Source organism: Propionispira arboris (genome assembly GCF_900109225.1).
Lineage (GTDB): Bacteria > Bacillota > Negativicutes > Selenomonadales > Selenomonadaceae > Propionispira > Propionispira arboris.
On sequence record NZ_FNZK01000028.1, the window covers coordinates 14246 to 33829 of the forward strand.

Sequence of the window (19584 nt, forward strand, 5' to 3'; positions counted from 1 at the left end):
TTCCGTCTATGATACATTTTTTTTGATTACATGACCTTGATAGGAAGCGAGTACTAATTTGTCTTCCGTAATGTCATTTTTCATCATTTCACGCGTTTTTATTCCATTCGAAAGAACCATAATACGGTCCGCAATGGCCATGATTTCTTGCAATTCAGAAGAAATCACCACAATCGACAATCCCTCATCTGCATATTGGTTGATAATTTCAAACACTTCCGTTTTGGCACCAATATCAATGCCGCGGCTTGGTTCATCCAACAGCAAAATCGTTGGCTGTGTCAAGATACCTTTTCCAATGACTACCTTTTGCTGATTTCCACCAGAAAGGGAAAGAATCGGCAGTCTTTTATCAGCAACTTTAATATGAATATCTTTAATTTCGGCATCTACACTACGTTCTTCTTTTTTTTCATTCAAAAAGATAGATCGTGCATATTTCTGCAGGCTTGATAATGAAATATTCTTGCCAATATCCATTGTCTGTACAAGCCCCTCACGCTGCCTATCTTCCGGCACCATTGCAAAACCTCGGTCAATCTGACCGGATACACTTTTTATACGCAAAAGCTCCCCATTTAAGAAAATATCACCCGTGTGCTCTGGACGCAGACCCATTATACATTCAAATATTTCAGTACGTCCTGCTCCCATTAGACCATAAATACCCAATATTTCGCCTTTTTTCAAGTCAAAATTAACATGATCTAATAAATAGCCTCCGCCCTTTTTCGGCACCGTCAAATTTTTGACTTCCAGTACTTTTTCTCTGCGACTCCAGTCAATTTCTTCTTTACGTTTTGGATATACTTTTCCTTTGCCAACCATCTCTTTAACAATCCATTGAATATCGATATTCTTTACAGGTGAAGAAGCTACAAATTTCCCATCACGGAGAATCGTCACGTAGTCACCAATTTTCATAATTTCTTCTAGTCTATGTGAAATATAAACAATTGAAATTCCTTCGGCTTTAAGTTCTTTGATTATTTTAAACAAAACCTGAACTTCTTGTGCACTTAAGGAAGATGTTGGTTCATCCATAATCAATATTTTTAAATCATCTTGGATTAAATTCCGGGCAATTTCGATCATTTGCTGCTGTCCCACCCGCAAATCACCCACTAAAACATGTGGATCAATAGGATGTTCCAATTTCTCCATGATTTTTTTTGTAAGCTCAATATGTTTTTCATTATCTAAACGTATCGATCCATGTGTTTTTTCTCGAGCCATAAAGATATTTTGATATACATTGAGATTTGGAAATAAACTGAGTTCCTGATGAATAATACCAATACCATTTTGTTTTGCTTCTGTCACATTCTGAAACTGTACTTTTTTCGTTCCCATAAAAAGCTGTCCCTCGGATTGCTGCTCAATCCCGGCAATAATTTTCATGAGAGTGGATTTTCCGGCACCATTTTCACCAATCAATACATTGACTTTTCCTGTATATACATCAAAAGAAACTTCATCCAAAGCTTTCGTACCAGGATATATTTTTGACACTTTTTCGGCATGCAGACAAATATCCATTTTCTCCACCTCCTATTGAACCGTCAACTCGACTGGCGTAATCAATATTTCTTTTTGGTTGTTAACACTAAAGCAGCCAACAAAAGATACACTCTTACCTTGGATTGTATCTAAATCCTGCTTAGCGATAAGTTCGGAATTGATGATGTCATGAATACTCTGGGAAATCTTCGCCCAATCCACTTGATTTTTATAATCTTCATATTTTATAAACGTAAGACTATCACGAACTGCTGACCCTTTATAGACGCTGCCTATTTGCAATTGAACGACAACCGGACCGTCATAACCATCTAATTTCAAAGTCATGAATCCAGCTTTTTTTTCTCGGTTCACCGCGGTAACTTGACCTTTGCCTTTTACAACATAACTCAATTCACCTTTATCTCCCATAGAGTATTTACCATATTTACCAGCTAAAGATTTAAGATCCCCATTCGAATCCTTCAAAAATCCAGACAAATCTACCGCTTTCTTTTCCAATTCAGGAATGGCTTTCGTCTGCCAAATTCCTGCTACATTATCTGCCGCATTAAAAGCTACATCTCCTGTTAAATCTCCTTCATGACCAATCTGAACAACTTTGACACAGCCAGTCATAAAAAATGCCATCAGTAAACAAGCAATCAGTACAATCAATACACGTTTTTTCATAAGCCGCCTGCTCCTATCCATTCCGCATTACAGCACGTTTTTCAAATGAAACGCTTAGCTGTGAGCATACCTGTGTTATCCCGATATGCTCACAGCTGCTCTTTCACTATTCTTTATAAACAAAAGCCTTGAGTTTATCAACATTTTTTGCTGTAATCGCAATACAATCTACCAGTTGTTTTTCTTCAAGACCTGTTGTACCATCTTTTAAATATTTATCGGCTTGTTGTACAGCCATCTCTGCAATCAGAGCGGCTTGCTGCAGTGCGGTACCTGTCATATTGCCAGCTTTTATAGCTGCCGCAGCTTCATCTGAACCGTCAACACCGATGACAGCAATATCTTTCAGACCTGCATTTTTAATGGCTGCAACGACACCAACAGCCATTGTATCGTTCCCACAGATAACACCTTTGATATCAGGATTTGATTGCAAAATTGTTTCCATTTTTTGATAAGCTTCGGTTTGTTCCCAATTTGCAGTCTGCTGAGCAACCATCTTCAAATCAGCATATTGATCAATAACTTCATGAAAAGCACTGGAACGTACCCCTGCATTTGTATCAGATTCCTTACCTAACAGTTCAGCATATTTCCCTTTTTCCCCCATTTTTTCCACAAATGATTCAGCAATGGCTTTCGCCCCTTGATAATTATTTGCTACAATCTGAGAAATTGCGATTCCACTGCCATTGATTTCACGATCAATCAAAAAAGTAGGAATATTCGCATCACGAGCTTTTTGTACAGCAGCAACAGTAGCATCAGCTCCTGCATTGTCACAAATAATTGCTGCAGCTTTATCGGATATAGCATTTTCAAAAAGTTCGGCTTGTTTTGTTGCATCATCATCATGCGACACAGTTTTAACTTCATAGCCAAGGTCTTTGGCTTTTTTCGTAGCCGCATCTGCTTCCGTTTTAAAGAAAGGATTTGAATGAGACGGTGTAATTATGTAGATAATTTTAGAACCGCCTCCCGTAAGTACTTTTGTTTCTTTGGCAGGTACAGAAGATGAGGCTTTATCAGCAGCTTTATTCTCTGCACCACAGCCGGCAAATATAACCCCCAGCATACACAATGACAATACCAACGCAGCTAATTTTTTACATTTTTTCATAATCTTTGTTCCTCCTATTTTTTTATTGGAAAACAATATGACTTATCAGGACTTTAACCTGTTAAATCCAATTATTAAGCTCAAAACAAGGTGCGATTTACCGCTTTTTTCCAGCCATCATATAAAAATTCACGACGACTTACTTGTATCTTCCCATCATATTTCAGTCTTTTCCGCTCGCGAAAAATATCCGGTTGCGTATAAATTTTCATAGCAATTCCGGCGGCTATGGCAGACCCCATACCCGATAATTCCAACGTTTGGGATACTTGGACCGGAATTTTTAAAATATCAGCCTGAAACTGCATAAGATATGCATTCTTCGTCGGACCTCCATCAACACACAATTCCTTAATTTCTATAGTAGATTCTTTTTGCATGAGTTGGACAATATCCGTAATCTGATATGCAATGCTGTCAAGTGCGGCCCGAACCATTTCAGCCCTGCCTGTTACACGTGTAATTCCGGTAAACAAGCCGGTTGCTTCACTATTCCAGTAAGGCGCCCCTAACCCTGAAAAAGCTGGTACAAAATAACTTTGATCATCGTTATTTGAATTTTCCGCTATTTCCTGTGATTCTTCGGCACTAGCCAACAGTTTCAAATCATCTTTCAGCCATGTTATAACAGCACCTGCATAATTGATATTACCCTCAAGTACATAACTGATCTTCCCATTAAAGCGCCAGGCAATTGAAGTAACAAGCCCCGACTTACTAGAAAATATATGTTCCCCCAGATTCATCATCACGGAAGACCCTGTACCGTAGGTTGCTTTGACCATTCCTGGACTATTGCAATTTTGAGCAAAAAGTGCTGCCTGAGAATCGCCAAGTACTGCATGGATAGGAATCGGTTCATCCAGCCAGCCGTCAAACGTAGTGGTACCATACAAAGCATTTGAATCACAAACCTCAGGTAAAGCCCGGCGTGGAATCCCAAACATTTGGCACACATCTAAATCCCAGGTCAGATCTTTAATATTAAACAGCTGCGTTCGCGATGCATTCGAATAATCTGTTTTAAACGCAGTACCACCCGTCAAACAATAAACAAGCCAACTATCCATTGTTCCAAAACAAAGTTCATTTGCTTCTGCTCTTTGGCGAGCTCCCACGATATTTTCTAACAGCCAGCTTATTTTGGCCGCAGAAAAATATGGTGATAGTGGCAGACCTGTAATCGCTTTTATTTTTTCACCATATCCTTCTAACACAATGCGTTGACATATTTTTTCCGCACGAGCACATTGCCAGACAATGGCATTATAAATTGGTTTACCATTTGATTTTTGCCATGCCATTACGGTTTCTCTTTGATTACTGATACCAATTGTGGCAATACTTGTTTTATTGATACCGGCTTTTTCTACAACTGCTTTTACAACCGCCAATACATTTTGATAAATTTCGACTGGATCGTGTTCAATCCAGCCTTTTTCATTGATAATCTGCTTATGCAGCAAATCACAGCGTGCTACTAAAGAACCTGTTTCATCAAACAATAGACCTTTTGTTCCCTGCGTGCTTTGGTCTATTCCCAATACAAATGTATCCGGCATTTTCAGATCAACTCCATTACCGTTTTTGCAATACCTTCCGCATTCAATCCGTAGTGATCAAAAACCTCCTGTGACTTCCCTGTTACGACTGGTGCATCCGGCAACGCCATATTGATAACTTTGGTTGGATAATGCGCCGCTGTAATCTGGCTTACCATCGACCCCAGACCGCCATATATCGTGTGCTCTTCAACCGTCACAATTGCTTTCGTTTCTTTGGCCGCTTTAATAACAGCCGCTTCATCAATTGGTTTTACGCAGTACATATCCAATACCCGCGCCATGATGCCTTTGCTCCTTAATAGCATTGCTGCATCTTTCGCTGGTTTCACCATTTCTCCGCAGGCAATGATAGTAACATCCTGACCTTCATTTACAACCATCGCACGGTCCATTTCAAATGAAATCGTCGCCGCGTCATAAATCGGCTCAACTGCATTGCGGCCTACTCTTACATAGGCAGGTTTTTCATCCTGCAAAAGTGCTTGTATAAGCTTACCGGTCTGTAGATGATCACTTGGCAAATAGACTCTCATATTTGGAATGGACGCCATCGCAGCAATATCATTTGCTGAATGATGTGTCATCCCCAATGCTCCATAGCTAACGCCCCCGCTAATCCCAATCAAGCTAACATTCGTATTCGAATAAGCTACATCGACCTTTGCTTGTTCCATACTTCGCGTTGTTAAAAAACTGGCCGGTGAAACAGCAAAAGCTTTTTTACCACAACTGGCAAGTCCGGCACTAATTGAAACTAGATTTTGTTCTGCAATGCCCACTTCAACAAATTGTGCTGGTCGTTTTTTGGCAAAATCAGCCAGTGATGCCGAACCACGAGAATCACTACACAAAACAATGATGTCTTTATCTTGAGCCGAAGCTTCCAATAACACATTGCAAATTTCCTGCTTATTGGCAATTTTATTCATATTGAGCCCTCCTCTGGTTCAATTCATTGATTGCTTGTTCATATTCTGCATCCGTTGGAACCCGATGATGCCAGCCAGCTTGATTTTCCATAAAAGAAACACCGCAGCCTTTCGTGGTGTTCGCAATGATTACAGTCGGCATACCTTTGGTTGTTTTCGCTTCCGTAATGGCCTCATCCAAAGCATCTATATCATTTCCCAAAACTGAAATTACGTGCCAGCCAAATGCCGCCCAGCGTTCTTCTTGTTTATCCTGCATCATAATATTTTCAGTCGTACCAGAAATCTGTAAATGATTCCGATCGACAAATGCGGTTAAATTGTCAAGCTTATAATGAGCCCCTGCCGTAACCGCTTCCCAAACCGACCCTTCTTCCATCTCACCATCACCCATAACTGCATAAACACGATAGTCCAGCCTGTCCATCTTCCCCGCCAGCGCCATGCCAACACCAACAGACAAACCATGCCCTAATGAACCAGTATTCATTTCGATCCCATTGATTTTGTTATTCGGATGACCAATATATTTCGAAGCATAGGCTGAATAGGTTTTTAAATCTTCCTTTGGAAAAAATCCACAATCTGCTAAAACACAATAAAGTGATTCCACAGAATGTCCTTTGCTTAAGATAAATCGATCACGGTTTGGATCGGCTGTATTTTCCGGTGTCACATTTAGATGCTTATAATATAAAGCAACCAAAATGTCCGTTACGCTTAAATCGCCGCCAATATGCCCCGTTTTGGCACGATGGATCAAGGTGATAATATCTTTTCGAATATCACATGCTTTTAACTGCAAATTCATTATTTATTCCCCCCTCAAATATGCTTTAATCTCATCTTCAATCGGATCATATAAATCCGCTTTGATTTTCATATATTTACAAGCTTCATAAAGAATTGGCACAATATTTTTATGAATTCCCACACAATGATGAATGTACGGTCCACAAACAATTTTTTCTTCCAGTCGTTTAATATTATCTACAACAATCCAAAGATATGTTCCCATTCCCTTTGGTCCATCAACCCCCTCTGCATTTCCTAACAGCATGGAATATTCACCATTATCACCATCAAAACGACAAAGAGTCAATGAACCGTGTTTTGCTTCTGCCGTAATGCTTCCTGGATAGTCAAAAGCCAAAGGATATGTAAGCGTTGGTTTCTCTTTGGCGATTGAAATCGGCCATGGACCACAATGCTGGAGCAACTCTCCATTTGCCAGATCCGGATGACGAATCGTCCAATCAGCAAAAAACGATCTCGTTTCATCCATGCCAGCGGCTTCCACCAAAAGAGCAGTAATCGCACCATGGATATCTGTTTCACAGACAACGGGAATCCCTTCGTCGTTCAGCAGTGCATTCGCAGCACAAGGCATGATACCAAGTTCAGACTGCAATTCATTCCAGCATTGCAATGCAACTGCATTACAATCATATTTTTTGATCAGGTTTTGCATCGCGACCTTAAGAGCTGCCACATTTTCAAGTTCCTCATCTCGAATCTTGATTTCCATATGCGCTCGTAAATACCCGATTGTTTTAGTGACTTCACTGCCTTCTTCTTTTTTTGCTGCTTTAACAGCTTTGGTGAGCTCCGGCATCGGTATCGGTGCCAGCTGAATATTAAATTTTTCGAGAAGTTCACCTTCATTGCACATGGTCGACCAAAAATCAAATGGACGTGTTGAAATTTGCAAAATGCGAATATGCTGAAACGTTTTCACAACATTACAAACTGCCATAAAGTCTTTGATTCCCCGTTCAAAAACAGGATCATGTAAGCGACAATTTGTCATATATGTAAACGGAACGCGAAATCTTCTGAGAACTTTTCCCGTAGCGAACAAACCACATTGTGTATCACGAAGACGAACACCATTTTCATCTGGTTTTTCATCAAGCGGCCCCCATAACAAAACAGGAACATTTAACTCTTTTGCCAGTCTTGCGCACTCATATTCAGTACCAAAATTACAATGCGGCAAAAACAGTCCATCTATTTTTTCTTTTTTGAATTTTTCGACTATTTTAAGCAGACCAGCATCATCATATAATAAACCTTCATCATTAATATCACTAATATCAACAAATTCAATCCCCAATTCTTTTAGTCGCTCACTAATCAAACCTCGATATTTGATAGCATCCGGCGCACTAAAAATACTTCTTCTGGTCGGTGCAAAACCTAATTTAATCAAAGCCATTATTCATTCCTCCAATAAAATTTTTATTTGTATTATCAGTACAGGTCAGATCCGTTAAGACAATTCAAAATATTTAGTTTTATTTCTCAGCGTTATTATAATACTTTTATATAAATATTTCAATAATTATTTTAAATTAAAAGTAAAATTATTATATATTTAAAATAAATTATCGTTATATTTACTTTTAAATTTTATTTTTACATAAATTCGTATAAAAAAAAGATATTTTATATAAAATATTCATATAAATATTTATATAAAACATCAAAAAAAACTATATTAAACTAAAAAATACTGCCAAAAAATCCGGCAGTATTTCTTGAATTTTAACAAATTCGTGGAATTTGTACGCCCAACGGCATATCAACAATACGGATACCACCAATATTGGTTTGCAGACCGACCTGGCCTATCGATTCGTTCGTTACTTTTCCAATAACGCAGGCATCTTTGCCATAAGGATGCTGATGCATCACGTCAAGTAAAGTTTTCGTGTATTTTGCATCAACAAAAACCAACATTTTACCTTCATTTGCCAGATACAGTGGATCAAACCCCAGTATTTCACAAACTCCCTGTACTTCCGAACGCACAGGTATGGCATTTTCTTGTAGTAAAATTCCGGTTTTCGATTGCTCGGCAATTTCATTTAGCGTAGCTGCTACGCCACCACGTGTCGGGTCGCGTAAAGCTGCTATTTGCGGCACAGCTTTGAGCATTTTCTGTACCAAACCGTTAAGTGGCGCACAATCACTTTGCAGTGTTGCCGGTAAAACTAATTCATGACGCCCTGCCATAATAGTCGTTGCATGATCACCAATATAGCCACTGACAATGACATCACACCCCGGCTTAACACACTTCGGTGAAATATGACTGCCAGATATTATATCACCAATCCCCGCTGTATTGATAAAGATTCCATCTGCTGCACCTTTATTAACGACTTTCGTATCCCCGGTAACAATTAGCACATTGGCTTCCTTCGCCGCCAGACGCATCGACTCCACAATTTTCCGGAGATCATCCATTAAAAATCCCTCTTCCAGAATAAGTCCCACTGAAAGATACCGCGGCACCGCACCAGTCATTGCCAAATCATTAACTGTACCACAAACAGCCAATTTACCAATGTTACCACCAGCAAAAAATAAAGGTTTCACAACATATGAATCCGTTGTAAACGCCACATTCGTCCCTGCCATATTTACCGAAGCTCCATCATGTAACTCATTAAGCAGCGGATTGCCAAATGCCGGTAAGATTACCTGCTCCACTAACTCCTGGCTAAGTTTTCCGCCGCTTCCATGAGCCAAACAAATCTTTTCATGTTCCATACGTATATCTCCCGCTTCCATATTTATACCATGCCGCACAAGATCCTTCAACAGATACCATGCAGGCTCCAATTGGGTGTTCAGGAACGCAAGCCTTGCCAAACAATTGGCAAGCCGTTGGTTTAATGATGCCGCGCAGTACTTCACCACAACGACAGGCCGTTTTCTTTGCAATGGTTTTTGTTACCATCGGCAAAACCACCTGTGCATCAAATGCAGAATATTGCTCTTTCATCCGCAGCCCTGAATCCGGAATCATACCAATCCCCCGCCAGACTGCGTCTGTTGGTTCATAAACTTCCGACAAAATTTGTCTGGCGGCCGGATTACCATCCGGTTTCACAATTCGCTTATATTCATTTTCTATAGTCGGCTGATCATCATGAATCTGCCTCGCCAATCGATAAATCGTCCGCAAAATCTCTAACGGTTCAAAACCAGCAACCACTGCTGGCATATGATATGTTTCCGGTAAAAAATCAAACGGTCTTTCTCCTGTAATAGCACAAACATGACCCGGCAATAAAAAGCCATCAATGTTGACTGCTGGATCTGCCAGTAAAACTTTGAGTGCCGGAGGAACTATTTTATGAGAAGACAATAAGAATAAATTCGTCAAATTTTGTTTTTTTGTTGCCAGTACGGTAGCCGCTGCAGTAGGTGCCGTTGTTTCAAAACCAACTGCCAAAAAAATAATTTTTTTGTGTGGATTTTGTGCCGCTATCGTAAGACTTTCCAATGGTGAATAAACAACTCGAATATCTGCACCAGTCGCTTTTACTTCGCCCAAGCTTGATGTTGAGCCTGGAACACGCAGCATATCGCCAAATGTAGTCAAAATTACATCTTCGCATCTCGCATAAGCAACCGCTTTATCTATGTATTCGTCCGGTGTAACGCAAACCGGACAGCCAGGTCCACTCACCAAATCGACCTGTGGTGGCAGTAATTGTCTTATACCCGCCCGAAAAATGGCTACCGTATGTGTACCGCAAACTTCCATCAACCGCACTGGTTTCGTAACCAGGCGATCGATCTCACGAATGAGAAACTGTGCCATTTCTTTTGTTTCATTATTATGTTCAGGCACTCCCATTCATCTCCCTAAGCAATTGATTTGTCAGAGTGGCTTCCTCTTCATCAATAGCCTGAATTGCAAAACCCGCATGAATCAATACAAAATCACCAATTCCCGCTTCTGGCAATAACATAAGACTTACCTGACGTTGAATGCTGTTGACTTCCACAACGGCCATTTGATCTTTTTTATCAATAATTTTTGCTGGTACTGCCAAGCACATTTTAACGCCTCCTTTCTCGTGCAACCACCGCCTGCCCTAAAGACAATCCTCCATCATTGGGAGGAATTTGTCGATTAAGCAAAACAGTAAAATCTATTTCCAACATACGAATCACTTGCTGTAATAATGTCATATTTTGAAATACGCCTCCGCTTAAAGCAACCGTTGATACCCCCGTCATTTTATGCAAACGCCGAATCATCACAACAATTGCATCCGCCATCGTTGTATGAAAAGCTGCTGCTAAATCTCCAATTGCTGCCTGACGATTCGTCAATGCGGCGAAGGTTGGTCTGAAATCAAGTTCATTTGTCGAAGTAATATCATAAGGTAAAATTTCCCCAACAGCACCATGTGCAGCCATTTCCAGTTCTATGGCCGCCTGCCCTTCATAATTATTATAGAGCCGTAAGCCTAGAAGTGCCGCAGCTGTATCAAACAGACGTCCAGCACTTGATGATAAGGGGGCATTAATGCCTTTCGCTGTGGCTTGCAGCAGCAGTTTCCAGCCATTTGGTATATTTTTAATTCGATTGGCTTTATGTGATGAAAAATCCACCCCATAAAGCTCCTGTAAAATCCATACAGCCTGGCGCCAAGGCTGCCGAACTGCCTTTTCTCCGCCAGGCAGGGGCAAATAGGAACAATGTGCCAAACGCTCATAACTATGGCAGTCTGCCAGCAAAAATTCGCCGCCCCATAACGTTCCATCATCACCATACCCCGTACCATCAAAGGCAACCCCGATTACTGGATCGTTAACATTATGCTCGGCAAGAACTGAGACAATATGTGCATAATGATGTTGAACCCCCATTGATGGTATAGCAAGTTGTTTGGCATATTTTGTTGATAAATATTCGGGATGCAGATCACAAACGACAACTTCAGGATCAATACCAAACAAACGCCGATAATGTTCGATCAATTTTTGGTAAGATAACAATGTCTGTTGATTTTCCAAATCACCGATATGTTCACTGACGAAAGCTTCCCTCCCCTTCGTCAAGCAAAAAGTATTTTTGGCCTCACCACCACAGGCAAGCACAGACAGACCATCTTTATGCAAATGTATAGGTGCTGGCGCGAACCCACGGCTGCGCCGCAATAAATAGGGCCGTTTGCGAAATACCCTTACAACTGAGTCATCAACACGGCAATGGATTTCACGATTATGAACTAAAAAATAATCCGCAATACCTTTTAATTTTGGATATACCTCATCATCTTTATAAATAATTGGTTCTGCACTTTGATTTCCACTTGTCATGACCCAAACATCATCCGGGTCCAAAAGCAAGAAATGTACTGGAGCATAAGGAAGCATCACCCCAAGATACGGATTTCCGCCTGCAATATCATCAGCCAAAGTCTCGACTGCTCTTTTTTGCAATAAAACAATCGGACCAATTGGTCCAGTCAATAAGATCTCTTCTTCTGTTGACAAAAAACAAATTCGGCGAACCGCTTCTATACTACCACACATAACAGCAAATGGTTTATCCTCACGAATCTTACGAGTTCTTAAGGATCTAACAGCGAACGAATTTTTTGCATCACAAGCTAAATGATATCCGCCAATTCCTTTAACGGCCAAAATTGACCCCTGCTTTATAAACGAATGTGCCATTTTCAATGGATCCGTCACAGCCATTTCATTTCCACTGTGATCTAAAAGTGCATATAACGGTCCACACTTTTGGCAGGCATTCGGCTGAGCATGAAATCGCCGATCATCCGGATTATCATATTCTGACTGACAGGACTTACACATCAAAAAAGGCTCCATCGTTGTCTGCGGACGATCATAGGGAACGTCTTTAATAATCGAATATCGCGGACCGCAATTCGTACAATTTGTGAATGCATAACCAAAACGACGATTTTCCGGATGACTCAGATCGTGGCGACAGTCTGAACACGTCGCAATATCTGGCGAGATAAAAGTTGCTCTATCAGCAGATGAGATGCTCTCTTTAATTATAAAAGCCTCGTCTCCCTGCAATGCTATAAAATTAGTTACAATCTCTTCAATTTTAGCCATGGCCGGAGCTTTAACAGGCAAATCTTTCAAAAAATTTTCCAAAGCAATTTCCGTTCCCTGAATTTCAATCAGAACACCTTGTTCATCATTTAATATCCAGCCATGCAAGCCAAAATTTTTGGCTAAACGATAAACAAAAGGACGAAAACCTACCCCTTGAACAATACCCTTAACACGAATACCGACCCGCTTCATACAGTTAGACTTTCTGCTTTCCTTAAAGTAGGGATAATATCCCACTTTTTCAATTGATCCAAAACAATTTCAATGGTCTTATCGACAACTGCATCCATTTCCGGAGTCATTTCTATTCCGGGAGAAACAACAAATGGCTGCACTCCCATAACAATAACCTCATCAATTGGTTCATCTACCACTTGCAATGCAGACAATACATCTTGAATTCCCAATTCATGCATGGATATCTTTTCTTGAAAATACGCTTGTACCTGATTACCGGTAAAAAAGAAAAAATCCCCCGGTTTTCCATTGCCATTGATTGCATCAATAACGAGCATTTTTTTCGATCCACTAACAAAACGCATCAATTCCAGCCCGAGTGTACCACCATCTAAAAGCTGTACTTGTTCTGGAAATTCATAACGCTTTTGCATTTTATCAATCGTCCATACCCCAAAGCCTTCATCTTTCAATATAATATTGCCAATTCCTAACAAGGTAATGTCGCTCATGTTTCCCCCTCCGTACACAACGCTTTTTTCGCCGCTGTTTTGCTGCGCAGCCAATCATACCAGGCAAGAAGTCCAGTTTCTTTCTGGCAGGAAACTTCTAGAACATTGATTTGCGGATGAATGCTCGTAATATCATTTTGCGCTGCTGCCATATCAAAATTTGTATAAGGCAGGAGGTCTACTTTATTTAATACGACAATAGCAGATTCTTTAAAAATCAACGGGTACTTCAATGGTTTATCATCGCCTTCCGTGATACTCAAAACCACTGCTTTTGAATCTTCACCTATATTAAATTCTGCTGGACAAACAAGATTACCAACATTTTCAATAATTAACAGGTCTAAATTGACTAAATCTAATTTTTGCAATACTTTTTGCACCATCAATGCATCCAGATGGCATCCACCGCTTGTATTGATTTGTATAACTGGTACACCATATTGTGCAATACGATCCGCATCTTTTGAAGTAAATAAATCGCCTTCAATAACCGCCATATGTATTTCATCTTTTAGCGCTGCCATGGTTTTTTCTAACAAAGATGTTTTGCCTGAACCTGGTGAACCCAATAAATTCAGGACAAAAATACCTTCTTTTTTGAACAGAACCTGGTTTTCCATGGCGATCTGATCATTTTTCCCTAAAATATCTTCCATCACCTGAATTTCCATCACTCTACCTCCAAAAACTCTACTTGAAGTTCTCTCCCCGACACAATTTCCAAATTTGCCGAATCACAATGCGGACACAAAAATCGATATCGTTCTATCTGGGTCGTGGCATCACAATCTTTGCAATGCCCCATAAGTGGTACTCTATGCAATGTAAGATTTGTACCTTCCGCCAGTGTCTTTTTTGACAATGCTTCAAAGCAAAATTGCAAAGCATCCGTTTCGACTCCACTCATTTCCCCCAAAAGCAGCTGAATTTTAGTTACCTTCGTTGCCTGATTACGTGCTGCATAATCTAAAACAATATCTAAAATCCCCTCTGCTATTGCCATTTCATGCATATAAAACCTCCACAGCCGGGCTTATGCCCGGCTGTTCTTTTTAAATAACGGCATCTAACCCATGTTCAGAGAAAATTGCTGTTATTTCTGATAATCTTGTTTTTGCTGGATTATAATCAATCGTCGTTTCGCCATCATGGGCATGGATATGTACATGATACACTCCTGGCAGCCCCAATAAAGTACGTTCTACTTCATCCACAGTATCTTCTTTATAGCCTTTTACAAAAAACTGAATTTTGGTATTACTGCTTTGTGCCGAGCAGCCACATTCCTTACACATAAAATACCTCCTACAACTACATTATTTTACAGTGTCTGTTTTTTTATCAATAATTTCACCAATATCAACCGGTTCATGACTCAACGCCTTCACCCCGGAAAACATACTCGAAACTTCACCTTCGCCTTCCATAAATTCGGATCTAATTACCATATATACATGACCAATGGCCGATAAAACAATCAACCACGCCACATAATGATGAATCAAGTGAACCGTAAACTCACCACCAACCATTGGATTAATCCAACCAAATAAAAAAGCACCCATACCATTTGGATTTACCATCAAATACATAGCAAAGCCCGTTAATATTTCAACCAAAATCATCAAATACAAAGCAACATAAGACATTCTCGCCAATGAATTACGCAAATATGACTTATGTGTTGGCTGAATCAACATATAATGAAGAGAAACATCCATCATACACAGCCAAAAGCTCTTTTCCCATACGCGCGGAAATAAACGATCACCTTTATTTACAATAAAGCCATAAATTTTCAAAATAAAGGAAGCCGTCAACGTAAAGGCTGCTAAAAAATGTATATTGCGGATCATATTCAATGACAAAACCATAGCACCAAAAGTTGGTTCTCCATTTACACCACCCGATATCGGTTTAGTAATATATAATCCAGTGAAAAAAAGAGTAATAATACAAAGTACCATAATCCAGTGAAAAATACGTAAAAATGGGCTAAATATATAATATACCTTTCGATAATTTTCACTCATGACAGTTGCTCCCGGCTACAAGTCTGACTCGCAGCTTTTCCTTTCCTGATATTTGGTTGTAAAAAATTCTGCAAACCCTTCATTCGGTTTTTGTTCCAAGATACGGATCGGTCGTTACTACCCGCAATTTTTTACCCGCAGCATTATATAAATGCGTTGCACAAGCCATACATGGGTCAAAGGAACGAACTACTTTCAAAATTTCCAATGGTTTATCAGCAATCTTAACTTTTGTATCCATCATAGCCATTTCATAAGCACCATGACCGGCTTTTCCATCACGTGGGCATGCATTCCAAGTAGTTGGAACAACCGCTTGATAATTGCTTATTTTCCCATTTTTAATTACAACCCAATGACTCAATGCACCACGTGGTGCTTCATATAGTCCCACACCTTTGCATTCTTTTGGCCAAGTTGAAGGATCCCATTTTGTCATGTTGGCAACAGCAGTATCACCAGATTTAATATTTTTAACTAATTTATCAAAGAAATATTTACCAATATACGCGTGAACCTGCGCTTCCAAACCACGCACCGCCGTCCGTCCGACCATCGTTGTCATCCATACTTCTGGTTTCAGATTCAAGACTTTGGATACAGCTTCAATTTGATCAACAATCATTTTTTCGACCCAGGTAGGTTCTGGCAATAAACCTTTTTTCATCTTGGTATATACAATAATATAACGAGCTAGCGGACCAACTTCTGCCATTTTTCCTCGCCATTTTGGCGTTTTAAGCCAAGAATATTTTCCTTCTTCATCTAATGTTTTCCAATTTGTCTTCGTACCTTCTTTTGGGCCGGTATAATTCGCTTTTGTTACACCATCCCATGGATGCAAATCTTTTCCTTCTGCATCTGGATATTTATACCAAGAGTGTTCAACCCCCTCATTCAAAACATCCGGATCTGATAAATCTTCTGGTTTAAACTCATAGAAAGTCGCTGCTTCTACGCCCTTGGAAAAGTTTTCAACGATACCGTTGGAACGCAGCAACAAGTTTTTGTGGAAGCTTCCATTGGTCGTTCCTGAAAAAGTATCTTCAGGATAGTCGCCAAAGCCAATAACACGTTCTTTGGCCAAGCCGCCGCCATCGATATAACCTTTTTGCACATACAATTGTCCGATAGCTAAAATATCTGGTACGTAGAAATAATTCACCAAATCTATTGTCGTGTTAATAGAACGATCAACGACTGCAAGTCGCTCCGTGTTGACTGGTGCATTCATATCATTCATCGAGATCGAACATGACATTCCACCAACTACATAGTGTGGATGTGGATTTTTACCACCAAATACAACATGTGATGTCACAATGTCACGTTGTTTGTCTAACATTTCCAGATAATGTGCAACTGCCATAAGATGTACTTCTGGCGGCAAAATGTCATAATCAGGATGATCCCACCACTGAGCAGCAAAAATACCCAATTGACCGCTTTCAACGATTTTTTTAATTTTATCTTGCATTGCTTTGAAATATACAGTTGTTGACTTTGGAAATTCTTTCGGATAAGCATTCGTATCAAATTCAACAGGACCTGCAAATGGTAATTTATATGTTTCTAAAATTGTATTTTGTAAAGCTGCCGTTGCCGCTGGATCTGCCTTTAATGCCGAAACAGGGCTGACCCAGTCCAAGGCATGCAAGTGGTAAAAATGGATCACATGATCTTGTACGGATTGTGAAGCAGCCATGATATTTCTTATATAATTCGCATTACGCGGAATTTCGATTTGCAACGCATCTTCTACTGCGCGTAATGAAGATAACGCATGTGCCGTCGTACATACACCACAAATTCTTTGAATAAATGCCCAGGCATCACGTGGATCCCGATCATTCATAATAAGCTCTAATCCGCGCCAGGCTGTGCCGCTGGACAGTGCGTCTTCTACTTTTCCTGTAGTTTCATCTAGCTTTACCTCTACCCTTAAATGCCCTTCAATACGGGTTACCGGGTCGACTACGACTCGTTTCATCAATCCACCTTCTTATCTTCAGGTTTATTTCCATCCGCCTGATGTTTTTTCTTTTGTATAACAGATGCAACTGCATGAACTGCTACACCAGCAACAGTCAACCCAGCCACGGCTGCGCCAACTTTATCGATATCACCTACTGGTTCATAGGACGGCAGACGGTTATAAAACGGTGCATCATCCCAAAAGTTAGGGTTACTACAACCAATACAACCATGACCTGATTGAATTGGATAGGACAAACCGTTCCACCATCTCATATTACCACACGAGTTATATGTTTCTGGTCCACGACAGCCCAATTTATATAAACACCAGCCTGCTTTCGAGCCAGCATCGTCAAATTTTTCCGCAAACATTCCTGCATCAAAAAAAGGACGACGATAACACGTATCATGAATACGATTCGCAAAAAATTGTTTTGGTCGGCCTTCACTATCGAGTGGCGGTAATTGACCAAATAATGCATAATGCATAATAACACCCGTCATAACTTCCGGTATTGGTGGGCAGCCTGGAACTTTGACAATAGGTTTATTCCCAACCACATCTGTTACACTAACCGATCCAGTCGGATTTGGTTTTGCAGCCTGAATTCCTCCCCAGGTAGCACAAGATCCATATTCAATAATAGCTGCTGCATTTTTCGCTACTTCTTTGACCACTTCGACAAAAGGTCTGCCCCCAGTCATGCAGTAAATTCCATTGTCGGCTGTCGCGACGGCACCTTCGACTGCTAAAATATATTTTCCCTTAAACTGTTCCATAATTTCATGCAGATGTGCTTCGAATGGTTCCCCTGCGGATGCACTTAGTGCATGGCTGTATTCCAAAGAAATCATATTTAATACAACATCTGACGTAAGTGGTGTTTCCGATCTTAAAAATGACTCATCACAACCCGTACATTCATGCCCATGAAGCCATATAACAACCGGTAAAGCATTTTTTTCTGCTGCTGCCACCACGGTTGACAACATATCTGTACTAAGCCCTAAAATACTGGTAAGTGCAACACATGATTTGATAAAACTACGACGATTCATGCCCTTTCTCAGGTAGACTTCCCACATTGATTCTCTCTTCACTATAACCCTCCTCTTCTGTCCTCGTCTGCAAATGCAACTACAGATAAAATCTCATTCAATCTTTACATCGCCTGCCTTTCAGGTATTTTCATGAAGGTATTTAAATACTATAAAAGCTTCCTTAACAAAGTAAAGAAGCTATTTATATTTTATTTCAGATTACCTATTTGCCATCGTTCTTGTAAATAAAAGTAATCACTTTGTGAAAACAACTTACTCTTCCGTACATATAAAACAAAACTAAAATAATACAATATTAAATTTTATTCCATTATATACCGAATCAAAAGAAAAATCTAGACTTATAATTGCATACTCATATTATAACTTTTAATAATATGTTCATAACGAATCTGCGAATATCATTTCCTTTATTCGTCTAGTAAAAAGAATTAATTAATTTTGTGTACTTTTTACAGACTGACAATTTTTAATTAATTATAATACTTTAGTACATAATCTAATAGTATAATATAATTATATTATACGCATCTATTTTTAACAAGAATCTATTCATTTCTATAAAGACCATAGTATATATTCCATTACTCATAAAATATTGTTTAATTTCTATATAAAATTGAGCACAAAAAAACACATACAAAATATTTTGTATGTGTTTTCTATATAGGTTGTACACCTATTAATGATTAAATTAAATGGCGGAGTGGGAGAGGTTCGAACTCTCGCACGCTTGCGCGTCTAACGATTTAGCAAACCGTCCTCTTCAGCCACTTGAGTACCACTCCGCAGATAAAAACTATTCATTTTTAATGGCAGGGGCAGAAGGACTTGAACCCTCAACCAATGGTTTTGGAGACCACTACTCTACCAATTGAGCTATGCCCCTAGAATATGGGGTGACTGAAGGGAATCGAACCCTCGAATACCGGAGCCACAATCCGGCGTGTTAACCACTTCACCACAACCACCATGATTCAAAGTCAAAAATGACTTGCAACCAGCAATTTTCTATCCTCCCAGGGCGTTTCCACCCAAGTACTTTCGACGTTCAAGTGCTTAACTACTGTGTTCGGTATGGGAACAGGTGGGTCCACTTGGCTATCA

Annotated in this window: 18 protein-coding genes, 3 tRNA genes and 1 rRNA gene; all 22 read right to left on the reverse strand. The window is 39.8% G+C overall.

The features are described from left to right. Positions 1-6 precede the first annotated feature (6 nt). The gene (locus BMY14_RS19470; RefSeq protein ID WP_091835664.1) at positions 7-1539 is read right to left on the reverse strand and encodes a sugar ABC transporter ATP-binding protein; all 1533 of its coding nucleotides are present in this window, start codon (positions 1537-1539) and stop codon (positions 7-9) included. Positions 1540-1551: 12 nt separating this feature from the next. Further along, the gene (locus BMY14_RS19475) at positions 1552-2193 is read right to left on the reverse strand and encodes a DUF2291 domain-containing protein (protein WP_091835667.1); all 642 of its coding nucleotides are present in this window, start codon (positions 2191-2193) and stop codon (positions 1552-1554) included. A gap of 106 nt (positions 2194-2299) precedes the next feature. Beyond that, positions 2300-3313, reverse strand: a complete 1014-nt coding sequence (locus tag BMY14_RS19480; RefSeq protein ID WP_091835670.1) for a D-ribose ABC transporter substrate-binding protein — start codon at positions 3311-3313, stop codon at positions 2300-2302. A gap of 80 nt (positions 3314-3393) precedes the next feature. Continuing rightward, positions 3394-4875 carry a glycerol kinase GlpK gene (gene glpK / locus BMY14_RS19485; RefSeq protein ID WP_091835673.1) on the reverse strand — a complete coding sequence of 494 codons (1482 nt, stop codon included), beginning with the start codon at positions 4873-4875 and terminating at the stop codon, positions 3394-3396. A 2-nt stretch (positions 4876-4877) separates the two neighbouring features. Beyond that, positions 4878-5807, reverse strand: coding sequence for a transketolase family protein (locus BMY14_RS19490; RefSeq protein ID WP_091835676.1), 930 nt, complete (start codon positions 5805-5807; stop codon positions 4878-4880). Continuing rightward, entirely contained in the window at positions 5800-6618 is an 819-nt protein-coding gene (locus BMY14_RS19495) for a transketolase (protein WP_091835679.1), read from the reverse strand. Before BMY14_RS19495 ends, BMY14_RS19490 begins: the two co-directional genes overlap by 8 nt. A gap of 3 nt (positions 6619-6621) precedes the next feature. Then, positions 6622-8025, reverse strand: coding sequence for an L-fucose/L-arabinose isomerase family protein (locus BMY14_RS19500; RefSeq protein WP_091835681.1), 1404 nt, complete (start codon positions 8023-8025; stop codon positions 6622-6624). Positions 8026-8354: 329 nt separating this feature from the next. Then, positions 8355-9365 (reverse strand): hydrogenase expression/formation protein HypE, encoded by a 1011-nt coding sequence (hypE, locus tag BMY14_RS19505; protein WP_091835684.1) that lies wholly within the window; start codon positions 9363-9365, stop codon positions 8355-8357. Then, on the reverse strand, positions 9355-10425 hold the full coding sequence (hypD, locus tag BMY14_RS19510) for a hydrogenase formation protein HypD (protein ID WP_091835712.1): 1071 nt from the start codon (positions 10423-10425) through the stop codon (positions 9355-9357). The genes hypE and hypD overlap by 11 nt, the downstream gene beginning before the upstream one ends. 22 nt (positions 10426-10447) lie before the next feature. Continuing rightward, on the reverse strand, positions 10448-10666 hold the full coding sequence (locus BMY14_RS19515) for a HypC/HybG/HupF family hydrogenase formation chaperone (protein ID WP_019554561.1): 219 nt from the start codon (positions 10664-10666) through the stop codon (positions 10448-10450). A 1-nt stretch (position 10667) separates the two neighbouring features. Then, positions 10668-12905: a carbamoyltransferase HypF gene (hypF, locus tag BMY14_RS19520; RefSeq protein WP_091835687.1), complete on the reverse strand. Its 2238-nt coding sequence runs from the start codon at positions 12903-12905 to the stop codon at positions 10668-10670. Continuing rightward, positions 12902-13402 (reverse strand): HyaD/HybD family hydrogenase maturation endopeptidase, encoded by a 501-nt coding sequence (locus tag BMY14_RS19525; RefSeq protein ID WP_091835690.1) that lies wholly within the window; start codon positions 13400-13402, stop codon positions 12902-12904. The genes hypF and BMY14_RS19525 overlap by 4 nt, the downstream gene beginning before the upstream one ends. Next, positions 13399-14076, reverse strand: a complete 678-nt coding sequence (hypB, locus tag BMY14_RS19530; RefSeq protein ID WP_091835693.1) for a hydrogenase nickel incorporation protein HypB — start codon at positions 14074-14076, stop codon at positions 13399-13401. Before hypB ends, BMY14_RS19525 begins: the two co-directional genes overlap by 4 nt. Then, positions 14076-14417, reverse strand: a complete 342-nt coding sequence (hypA, locus tag BMY14_RS19535) for a hydrogenase maturation nickel metallochaperone HypA (protein WP_091835696.1) — start codon at positions 14415-14417, stop codon at positions 14076-14078. The genes hypB and hypA overlap by 1 nt, the downstream gene beginning before the upstream one ends. 40 nt (positions 14418-14457) lie before the next feature. After that, the gene (locus BMY14_RS19540) at positions 14458-14700 is read right to left on the reverse strand and encodes a hypothetical protein (protein WP_091835699.1); all 243 of its coding nucleotides are present in this window, start codon (positions 14698-14700) and stop codon (positions 14458-14460) included. A 21-nt stretch (positions 14701-14721) separates the two neighbouring features. Further along, positions 14722-15438: a Ni/Fe-hydrogenase, b-type cytochrome subunit gene (cybH, locus tag BMY14_RS19545; RefSeq protein WP_091835702.1), complete on the reverse strand. Its 717-nt coding sequence runs from the start codon at positions 15436-15438 to the stop codon at positions 14722-14724. Positions 15439-15517: 79 nt separating this feature from the next. Continuing rightward, positions 15518-17428 (reverse strand): nickel-dependent hydrogenase large subunit, encoded by a 1911-nt coding sequence (locus BMY14_RS19550; protein WP_091835704.1) that lies wholly within the window; start codon positions 17426-17428, stop codon positions 15518-15520. After that, positions 17428-18519, reverse strand: coding sequence for a hydrogenase small subunit (locus BMY14_RS19555; protein ID WP_033368418.1), 1092 nt, complete (start codon positions 18517-18519; stop codon positions 17428-17430). The genes BMY14_RS19550 and BMY14_RS19555 overlap by 1 nt, the downstream gene beginning before the upstream one ends. Before the next feature lie 657 nt (positions 18520-19176). Next, positions 19177-19265 (reverse strand) — tRNA-Ser (locus BMY14_RS19560). A 25-nt stretch (positions 19266-19290) separates the two neighbouring features. After that, positions 19291-19366 (reverse strand) — tRNA-Trp (locus BMY14_RS19565). A gap of 6 nt (positions 19367-19372) precedes the next feature. Continuing rightward, positions 19373-19448, reverse strand: a tRNA-His gene (locus BMY14_RS19570). A 27-nt stretch (positions 19449-19475) separates the two neighbouring features. Next, positions 19476-19584: ribosomal RNA gene (gene rrf / locus BMY14_RS19575) — 5S ribosomal RNA — on the reverse strand; the annotation flags it as partial.

Coding starts and splice junctions, on each gene's coding strand:
- BMY14_RS19470 (WP_091835664.1), bottom strand. CDS start 1,539: ATGGATATTTGTCTGCATGCCGAAAAAGTGTCAAAAATATATCCTGGT.
- BMY14_RS19475 (WP_091835667.1), bottom strand. CDS start 2,193: ATGAAAAAACGTGTATTGATTGTACTGATTGCTTGTTTACTGATGGCA.
- BMY14_RS19480 (WP_091835670.1), bottom strand. CDS start 3,313: ATGAAAAAATGTAAAAAATTAGCTGCGTTGGTATTGTCATTGTGTATG.
- glpK (WP_091835673.1), bottom strand. CDS start 4,875: ATGCCGGATACATTTGTATTGGGAATAGACCAAAGCACGCAGGGAACA.
- BMY14_RS19490 (WP_091835676.1), bottom strand. CDS start 5,807: ATGAATAAAATTGCCAATAAGCAGGAAATTTGCAATGTGTTATTGGAA.
- BMY14_RS19495 (WP_091835679.1), bottom strand. CDS start 6,618: ATGAATTTGCAGTTAAAAGCATGTGATATTCGAAAAGATATTATCACC.
- BMY14_RS19500 (WP_091835681.1), bottom strand. CDS start 8,025: ATGGCTTTGATTAAATTAGGTTTTGCACCGACCAGAAGAAGTATTTTT.
- hypE (WP_091835684.1), bottom strand. CDS start 9,365: ATGGAACATGAAAAGATTTGTTTGGCTCATGGAAGCGGCGGAAAACTT.
- hypD (WP_091835712.1), bottom strand. CDS start 10,425: ATGGCACAGTTTCTCATTCGTGAGATCGATCGCCTGGTTACGAAACCA.
- BMY14_RS19515 (WP_019554561.1), bottom strand. CDS start 10,666: ATGTGCTTGGCAGTACCAGCAAAAATTATTGATAAAAAAGATCAAATG.
- hypF (WP_091835687.1), bottom strand. CDS start 12,905: ATGAAGCGGGTCGGTATTCGTGTTAAGGGTATTGTTCAAGGGGTAGGT.
- BMY14_RS19525 (WP_091835690.1), bottom strand. CDS start 13,402: ATGAGCGACATTACCTTGTTAGGAATTGGCAATATTATATTGAAAGAT.
- hypB (WP_091835693.1), bottom strand. CDS start 14,076: ATGGAAATTCAGGTGATGGAAGATATTTTAGGGAAAAATGATCAGATC.
- hypA (WP_091835696.1), bottom strand. CDS start 14,417: ATGCATGAAATGGCAATAGCAGAGGGGATTTTAGATATTGTTTTAGAT.
- BMY14_RS19540 (WP_091835699.1), bottom strand. CDS start 14,700: ATGTGTAAGGAATGTGGCTGCTCGGCACAAAGCAGTAATACCAAAATT.
- cybH (WP_091835702.1), bottom strand. CDS start 15,438: ATGAGTGAAAATTATCGAAAGGTATATTATATATTTAGCCCATTTTTA.
- BMY14_RS19550 (WP_091835704.1), bottom strand. CDS start 17,428: ATGAAACGAGTCGTAGTCGACCCGGTAACCCGTATTGAAGGGCATTTA.